Below are 7,375 nucleotides of genomic sequence, written 5' to 3'. Positions count from 1 at the left end.
TCGACAGCAGCAAGAACCTGGTCTTTCTTGCAACTTACAATAGCGTCAGACAATTCTTTGTATAATTCTTCTTTTGTCGTTGTTACAACCTCCTTTCCATAGAGATCCTGAGACCACCGATTCAATCGGTTTACTCACATGAAAAAGAGGATATGAATTGTATATAGCCTGAATTGCATCGAATTTGCGAAAGATAGATGAATGAGCGAACCCTATGAGGTTTGTCAAGGGGCATAAGTAATTACCAGTGGTATGGGAAATTATAACGGTTTTAAAATACATAACCTCGTTTTAATGGACCTTGTTCTGAAATGATATAAATAATATTAAAAAAGAAGTTTAATCCCCTTAACTAAAAGGTGAATGTATGCAATCATCATTGAGTGATACTATCTGGCTCTCTGAAAAAAGGAAAAGGCTTCTTTTACTACTAATGGAAGGACCCAGAAATATAGACCAGATCAAAACGTCCCTTAATGTTACATCAAAAGCAATGATGCCCCAGATAAAAATACTCAGGGAACAAAACCTGATTATTGAAGAGGACAGGGTTTATCGGCTTTCGGATATAGGGGAAATTATAGTGAAAAATATGGTCCCACTGTTGAAAACCCTGGGAGTTATAGAGGAAAATAACGACTACTGGGCAACCCGGGATTTAAGTTCAATTCCGGAAGAACTTGATTCACGGCTGGGTGATATAGGGGAATGTATGGTAATAGAGCCGGATATGAACCACCTTTTTGATCTGCCCGAAGAATTCAGCAAGAATCTTATCAAGTCTAATAAAGTTATGACAATAATGGCCTATTTCCATCCTCTGTATCCCGATCTATATTATGAACTGGCAAATAACGGCGTTCAGATAGATCTCATACTTACTGAGCCAATTTACAAGCGGATGAAAGAAGAACATACTGATAAATTCCGCCACATTGTTGAAAGGGAACATACCAATCTATATATTTGCAACGAAGTCAATCTTACATCCGTTGTAACAGATAGGTTCATTTATCTCTGCCTCTTCAATAAGAACGATATGTACGATCATAAGAAAATAATGAGTTTTGATGCAAGTGCACTTCAATGGGGGACTGAATTATATAAGCACTTCCGCCAGAAATCAACTCTGATAGAATGGGATTTGCCCGAACTGAATGATTGAAATGGCATGGAAAAATGTACCACTAAAATCCAAACTTGTGTTTTTTATCCTGATAGGGATACTTGTGGTACTGATTACATCAACTGCAGTAATTATTTCAACAGTGACTGCCCAGGAAGAGGAACTGGCATACCAGCAATCAATAGAGAAGGCGAAAAACTATGCCAATAAGTTTGATGCTGAAATGCGATCAAATCAGGCTACAGGACAGGCAATCGCCCATTCCCTTACACAGTACCATTCCGAAAACCGTACAGAAGTAAACAATATATTGCTAAAGCTTCTGGAAAAAAATCCTGATTTGCTGGGAACCTATGTCTGTTTTGAGCCAAATGCCTTTGATGGTATGGATAGTAGTTATGCAAACACAACCGGTCATGATGAAACCGGGAGATTTATTCCATACTGGAACAGGATATCGGGAAATATAACACTTGATCCATTACTTGATTATGAAACGTCCGGATACTACCAGCTGCCAAAGAAACTAAAGCGGGATATCGTTACTGAACCCTATTACTATGAAGGTGTATTCATTGTAAGTTATGTCACACCCATAATAAGAGAGGGCGAGTTTATCGGCATCGGGGGTGTCGATGTATCCCTGAATCATCTGAATGGCATAGTAAACAATATAAAAGCCTTTGATACCGGTTATGCGATTATGACTGGAAATACGGGGATTCTCATATCCCATCCTACAAATGAAGAACTGGTGGGAGCAAAAACCCTCTATGACTACGGTGTACCGGAAATTACACAGATGGCTGATGAAATAAAATTCGGCAATAGTGGCTATATTGAAACAATCGATCCCATTACCGGCAAAGATGTGGTCATGTTCTATGAACCAATAAAGACTTCAAATTTTGCATTTATCCTGGTGGTACCAAAGGATGAGATGCTTGCAGGAGTAACAGACCTCAGGAATAGATTACTTTTGATATCCTCAATATCATTGATATTCATGGGAGCTGTTGCAATCTTGATTACCAGGTCGGTGACAGGCCCGATAAATGAAATAGTGAACGACTTTAAGAATATATCTGATGCTGCTATCGGGGGGAAACTTGATGAACGGGCTGAAACAGACGTAGATATTGATTTCCGGGAAATACCTCAAGGGTTGAATGATATACTCAATGCTCTTGAAAATGCCAGTCAGTTACGAGAAGAGATGGAAAAAGTTGTCAACAACAGCCCGGTAATTGTTTTTAAATGGAAAGCAGAAAAAAACTGGCCTGTTGAAGTTGTATCAAAGAACATATCCCAGTTTGGATATTCTCCGGAAGATTTCGGACCGAATGGCCTTGATTACGGGGATATTGTTCATCCGGATGACCTACCCGAGGTTGAGGCAAAACTAGGAGAAATATGCGCCGGTAAGGAAACCCAGTTCAATATAGAGTACAGGATACTGACAAAAGACGGTGAAACCCGGTGGGTTGATGAGCGTACCTTCATCCAGAGAGAGCAGCGTGAAATCATACATAATATGATTACTAAAGATAATGACATCGACAGCCAGGTTTCTGACCTGGAAGGCAAATGCCATGATGTGAAATATCTCCAGGGCGTAATCGTGAATATCGATGAAAGGAAACAAGCTGAAGAAGCCCTTCTTAAAATTGAAGATATACGGAAAAAAGAAATACACCACAGGATAAAGAATAATCTTCAGGTTATATCCACACTATTGTACCTTGAGTCTGAAAAATTCAGGGACAATGAAGTGCTGGGTGCTTTCAACAATAGCAGGGACAGAGTTCGCACAATGGCTCTTGTACATGAGAAACTTTACCAGTCAAAGGACATGGAGAGCATCGATTTTGCAGACTATAGCAAAAATCTTATCAATTATCTGTCCCAATCCTATGTACTTGATAAAAGTGAAGTAGATATAAAAATTAATGTGGAAAACATATTTTTGGGAATGGATACAGCCGTTCCACTCGGAATAATTATTAATGAACTTGTATCCAATTCATTAAAGTATGCTTTTGATAAAGGTAAAGGCACTATAATAGTCGAGCTTCGAAAAATAAATGATCATCACAGACTGGTTGTCAGTGACAATGGTATTGGAATGGAGAATGAAATTGATTTCGAAGACACAGATTCCCTTGGCCTTTTGCTTGTCCATACACTTGCAGAACAGATCAATGCAACAATAGAAATAGACACATCAAATGGTACAAGGTTTGAAATTACTTTCCAGGAAAATAATCAAGAAGTAACAGAGGGTGAAGATGTCAGGTGAAAAAATTCTCGTGGTAGAAGATGAAAATATAGTAGCCCTTGGCATAAAAAAAATGCTCAAAGGAATGGGTTTCAGGGTGCCCAGCATAGCAGCTTCAGGTGAAGAAGCTATACAAAAAGCTGAGATCACTTTTCCGGATCTTGTACTTATGGACATAATGCTGAAAGGTAAGATTGATGGAATTAAAGCAGCTGAAACAATATATGGCGCCATGGACATCCCTGTTGTATACCTTACAGCTTATTCGGATGATAAAATACTTGAAAGGTCAAAGAAAACAAACCCCTACGGCTATCTTACAAAGCCCTTTGAGGAAAAAACCCTTCAAAATACTATTAAAGTAGCTCTGGACAATTACAGAAAAGAAAAAGAAAAAGAAAAGTGAAAATATTTATTTGAATTCAGTATAGCCACATTTACCACAGGTCAACCTGTCCTTATGTTCGGCAAGGAATACACCTTCGCCACAACGGGGACAGAACTGCCTGGTACGTTCGATATTATCGCCGTCTACTTTATAATACTCTTTTACAGCCATGTAACCACCTTATTCTTCACTTGCTTCTTCTGCTTTAGGTTCTGGAACCTCATTTCTTTTGAGGCTATATCCCTTTTCAACTTCTTTCATGCGGGACGCATCTTCATAGACCCTGGCATAACCGGATAATTCCTGCTTACCGAACATGTTTCTCATGCCCTGAACTACAATAAGTTCAATGGGCACATTCAGCATGGCTGCAAGTTTTGATTTGACATCATTTCTTGCAGGTGTTGGTCCCTCAAAAGTCACATTGAACTTCAGTTCCTTTCTGTTTAGAAGAGTGTTGTTCTTCTCTTCAATTATGCTGATATCCATACAACTTCCTCCACATAGTGTATAATTGTTCTTTACAATGCTGTTTATCAATGATCTTGTCAATTAGTTCTGTCATCTCTTCCTTTTTGGAAGCAGTAATACGGACAAACATCATACCTTCGCCAGGTTGTCCATAGAGAACGACGGATCCTACAGGGGCCATCATTATTGCAGGAAGAGATGCAAGATCTTCTTCTCCCTGCACAAATATCCTGAATCGTCGATTTGAATTTAATGCTTCCGCAAGTGCATCCACCAGTTCTTCGGTAATTGAACCGGCGGGATTATTTACAACCAATTCCTTGAAACCTGATTGTTTTGTACCTGTGATCATCTGCTCGCAAGCAGGTTGCCGATGAGTTTTGTCATCGATTACAAGTATATCTGGAATAATATTCGATTTGAGCAAGTGAAACGTAGTAACATCACCTACAGATATAAGTTTTATGGGGTCATCAAGATCCCTTGATACTTTTCCAATGTTTTCTTCGCCGAGTCCCTTATAGAGGACTCCGAATTTTTTACGTAACAAAGGACGCAGGGGTGCGGGTATCGAAATCGTTCCACCCAAATTATCGCACCTTCAAAGCATATTTATCAGGAATCGTAACCCCTATCTTTTTTGCGATTTCGGACTTTTCAGGGTCCACTATAACCAAAAGTCCGCTCCAATCGTTACTAAGGTTAGTGGTGCCACAAACCGGACATTCCTGACCTGAAACAAGCCTGTGACAATCCATACAAACAGATTCAACCATACTAAAACTCCTGATTATTTATTTGCTACAGCGGGTTTTCTCTGTTCATCGAGCCATTCCAGCTTACCTAGGGCAGGCTGTCGCATTGTCAGACCGATCTTACTATCACGCGGCTCCCTTTCATTGATACTCACAGCCACTATGCGAGCCCTTACACGATCGCCTTCGGAAAGAGCTTTACTTAGGTTCTTACTGATCAGCCGGCCATTCTTTCCATCATAGGACATGAAATCGTCTGTGATCTGGCTAACATGCAGAAGACCGTCCATTGCACCTATGCTGACAAAAGCTCCAAATTCAACGGTTTCAACAACTTCACCTTCGATTACTTCCTGCAGCGTCGGTATGAACATTATCGCTTCAAAAGTAACATCATAATAGACTGCGCCATCTCCTACAAGAATATGACCTTCACCAATCTCATCAATATCAGTGATCGCTACAACAGAACCGATCTTTTTGTCAACACGCCCTTCAAGTTTAGTTTTGAGAGCATTTTTGACACTGACCCTTACATCATCAGCAAGGAGACTGGGAGCGACCCGAACTGTATCAACAAGCTTCATCCTCTTGTACATATAATTATCTCCGCAATATCATTATATAAGAATACCAGAACTTCTCATCCCTTATAAACCATTGTGCTATTATTCAGATTACAGGAAATCAAGTTTGTTCTTTTGCCTCAGCCTTACAATAGGAATTTCCTTTTCTTTCAACCTTTGCTGTAATTCAATATCATTGGTCAATACAGCTGCATCATAAACGGGTGCAAGACGGACAATAACATCATCCGCAAATCCCTCTCCTTCTATAATATCACATCTTTCGGATAATGAAATAGCTACTTTCGCAGCTATTTTATCCTTACCCCGACAACTTCGTACAAGACCATCAAGTTCGTGCAGGATCGCTGTGGGCAGAAGGAATTGGTCAAAACCCAGTCTCCTGAGTTCTGTGAAAATGTCCACACCAAATTGTGCTGGAAGCATCAGCCCGTTTGTGTCAATAATAACATTCAATCCTCAATTACCCCGATACCGATCAATCTCCATCGAGAACCAATCCTGCGGCTTATGGCAACCATTGAACCAATGTCTGCACAAACAGGTCTTTTAAGATTGACCTCGGCAACATCTTCCCTGGCACTTGTAACAATACCCACAGTTGTGGCTGTGCCGGCGTTTAACATCAGGGGCTCACTTGTCTTGATCTGACCAATTTTCCCTTCATCATCCACTCCGACAACACGTTCAAGAAGTTTTAACCTGAGGGTGAAAGAATGATGGGTACTGGGTAATGTCCCAGGTTTACCTGCTACCTGACCGGTAAGAGTATCACTTTTTGTCAGGTCCGGATCAAGCTCAGTACCCACTGCCAAAAGACCCCCGGGAGTTGCTTCATCAACAGAAGTCGTACCTGCTATAATGCCAGTTACCCTGGTATGAATAGGATCCCAGTGAATGGCACCTTCACTTTCAACTTTCCTGCCCGGTTTTATCTCCAGATCATCACCAGTCTTCAATGTGCCTTCCGTAAGGGTACCACCAATAACACCACCTGATATCTGGTCAATAGGCAAGCCTGGACGGTTTATATCAAATGATCTTGCAATGAGCATTCGTGCCTCTCTATCAAGTTTATAGGTAGGAGTTGGAATAACTTTTTCCATTGCATCTATAAGTGCATCTATATTGATATCCTGCTGTGCAGAAATAGGAATTATGGGGGCGTTCTCTGCAACGGTGCCTTTAACAAAATCCTTTATCTGTTTATAGTTCTCTATGACATCTTTTCTGTTTACAAGATCAATCTTGTTCTGGACTATGACAACATTTTTGATACCAATGATGTCAAGAGCCATGAGATGTTCCTTGGTCTGGGGTTGGGGGCATTCTTCATTGGCGGCAATGACAAGAATAGCACCATCCATTATGGCTGCACCTGAAAGCATCGTGGCCATCAGTGTTTCATGCCCGGGAGAATCTACAAAGGATACAGTCCTGACAGGCTCTGTTTTTGCGCCACAGTGTGGACATTCTTTCTTTACTGAATAACACCGCGGTTCAGGGCAGGTGGGGCATTTCATAAAAGTTGTATCTGCATAACCCAGACGGATGGAGATACCTCTTTTCAGTTCTTCACTATGCTTATCAGTCCATACACCGGATAATGAACGTACAAGAGTGGTTTTTCCATGATCGACATGACCTACCATGCCAATATTAACACAAGGCTGACTCAATTTTTAATTTCCCTCCCTTTTGGGACTAAAGTAGAAATGTAGTTGATATAAGATGAAATTGAACGTGAAACACTTAATAATTCTAATTACG

The 7,375-nt window shown here is 40.5% G+C and carries 10 protein-coding genes; 3 read left to right on the top strand and 7 right to left on the bottom strand.

Annotated elements, in window-relative coordinates; genetic code table 11:
• The first annotated feature begins 367 nt into the window (after positions 1–367).
• From CP947_RS09925 to CP947_RS09915, 3 genes are read left to right on the top strand one after another with little or no spacing between them, the layout of a single operon-like run.
• Complete coding sequence (locus tag CP947_RS09925) at positions 368–1,165, top strand: helix-turn-helix transcriptional regulator (RefSeq protein WP_096713032.1); 798 nt, start codon at positions 368–370, stop codon at positions 1,163–1,165.
• Positions 1,158–3,425: a histidine kinase dimerization/phosphoacceptor domain -containing protein gene (locus CP947_RS09920; protein ID WP_096713031.1), complete on the top strand. Its 2,268-nt coding sequence runs from the start codon at positions 1,158–1,160 to the stop codon at positions 3,423–3,425. The genes CP947_RS09925 and CP947_RS09920 overlap by 8 nt, the downstream gene beginning before the upstream one ends.
• Entirely contained in the window at positions 3,415–3,810 is a 396-nt protein-coding gene (locus CP947_RS09915; protein WP_096713030.1) for a response regulator, read from the top strand. The genes CP947_RS09920 and CP947_RS09915 overlap by 11 nt, the downstream gene beginning before the upstream one ends.
• Positions 3,811–3,816: 6 nt before the next feature.
• Here CP947_RS09915 and CP947_RS09910 read toward each other — a convergent pair whose 3' ends face one another.
• The 7 genes from CP947_RS09910 to CP947_RS09880 form a co-directional block, all read right to left on the bottom strand.
• The gene (locus tag CP947_RS09910; protein WP_013036965.1) at positions 3,817–3,963 is read right to left on the bottom strand and encodes a 30S ribosomal protein S27ae; all 147 of its coding nucleotides are present in this window, start codon (positions 3,961–3,963) and stop codon (positions 3,817–3,819) included.
• A gap of 9 nt (positions 3,964–3,972) precedes the next feature.
• Positions 3,973–4,281, bottom strand: coding sequence for a 30S ribosomal protein S24e (locus tag CP947_RS09905; RefSeq protein ID WP_096713029.1), 309 nt, complete (start codon positions 4,279–4,281; stop codon positions 3,973–3,975).
• The gene (locus CP947_RS09900) at positions 4,262–4,852 is read right to left on the bottom strand and encodes a GTP-dependent dephospho-CoA kinase family protein (protein WP_096713028.1); all 591 of its coding nucleotides are present in this window, start codon (positions 4,850–4,852) and stop codon (positions 4,262–4,264) included. The genes CP947_RS09905 and CP947_RS09900 overlap by 20 nt, the downstream gene beginning before the upstream one ends.
• 1 nt (position 4,853) lies before the next feature.
• Positions 4,854–5,039, bottom strand: coding sequence for a transcription elongation factor subunit Spt4 (gene spt4, locus CP947_RS09895; RefSeq protein WP_096713027.1), 186 nt, complete (start codon positions 5,037–5,039; stop codon positions 4,854–4,856).
• A 14-nt stretch (positions 5,040–5,053) separates the two neighbouring features.
• Positions 5,054–5,617: a DNA-directed RNA polymerase gene (locus tag CP947_RS09890; RefSeq protein ID WP_096713026.1), complete on the bottom strand. Its 564-nt coding sequence runs from the start codon at positions 5,615–5,617 to the stop codon at positions 5,054–5,056.
• Positions 5,618–5,695: 78 nt separating this feature from the next.
• Entirely contained in the window at positions 5,696–6,061 is a 366-nt protein-coding gene (locus CP947_RS09885) for a DNA-binding protein (RefSeq protein ID WP_096713025.1), read from the bottom strand.
• Entirely contained in the window at positions 6,058–7,284 is a 1,227-nt protein-coding gene (locus CP947_RS09880) for a translation initiation factor IF-2 subunit gamma (RefSeq protein ID WP_096713024.1), read from the bottom strand. Before CP947_RS09880 ends, CP947_RS09885 begins: the two co-directional genes overlap by 4 nt.
• Positions 7,285–7,375 lie beyond the last annotated feature (91 nt).

It is taken from the genome of Methanohalophilus euhalobius (genome assembly GCF_900215215.1).
Lineage (GTDB): Archaea > Halobacteriota > Methanosarcinia > Methanosarcinales > Methanosarcinaceae > Methanohalophilus > Methanohalophilus euhalobius.
Note: the sequence above shows the minus strand (reverse complement) of the source record. Positions and strands in the feature narration are given on the sequence as shown.

Bases quoted from the DNA above. Each gene is read 5' to 3' on its own strand.
- CP947_RS09910 (WP_013036965.1), bottom strand. From the start codon at position 3,963: ATGGCTGTAAAAGAGTATTATAAAGTAGACGGCGATAATATCGAACGT.
- CP947_RS09890 (WP_096713026.1), bottom strand. From the start codon at position 5,617: ATGTACAAGAGGATGAAGCTTGTTGATACAGTTCGGGTCGCTCCCAGT.
- spt4 (WP_096713027.1), bottom strand. From the start codon at position 5,039: ATGGTTGAATCTGTTTGTATGGATTGTCACAGGCTTGTTTCAGGTCAG.
- CP947_RS09905 (WP_096713029.1), bottom strand. From the start codon at position 4,281: ATGGATATCAGCATAATTGAAGAGAAGAACAACACTCTTCTAAACAGA.
- CP947_RS09920 (WP_096713031.1), top strand. From the start codon at position 1,158: ATGATTGAAATGGCATGGAAAAATGTACCACTAAAATCCAAACTTGTG.
- CP947_RS09925 (WP_096713032.1), top strand. From the start codon at position 368: ATGCAATCATCATTGAGTGATACTATCTGGCTCTCTGAAAAAAGGAAA.
- CP947_RS09915 (WP_096713030.1), top strand. From the start codon at position 3,415: ATGTCAGGTGAAAAAATTCTCGTGGTAGAAGATGAAAATATAGTAGCC.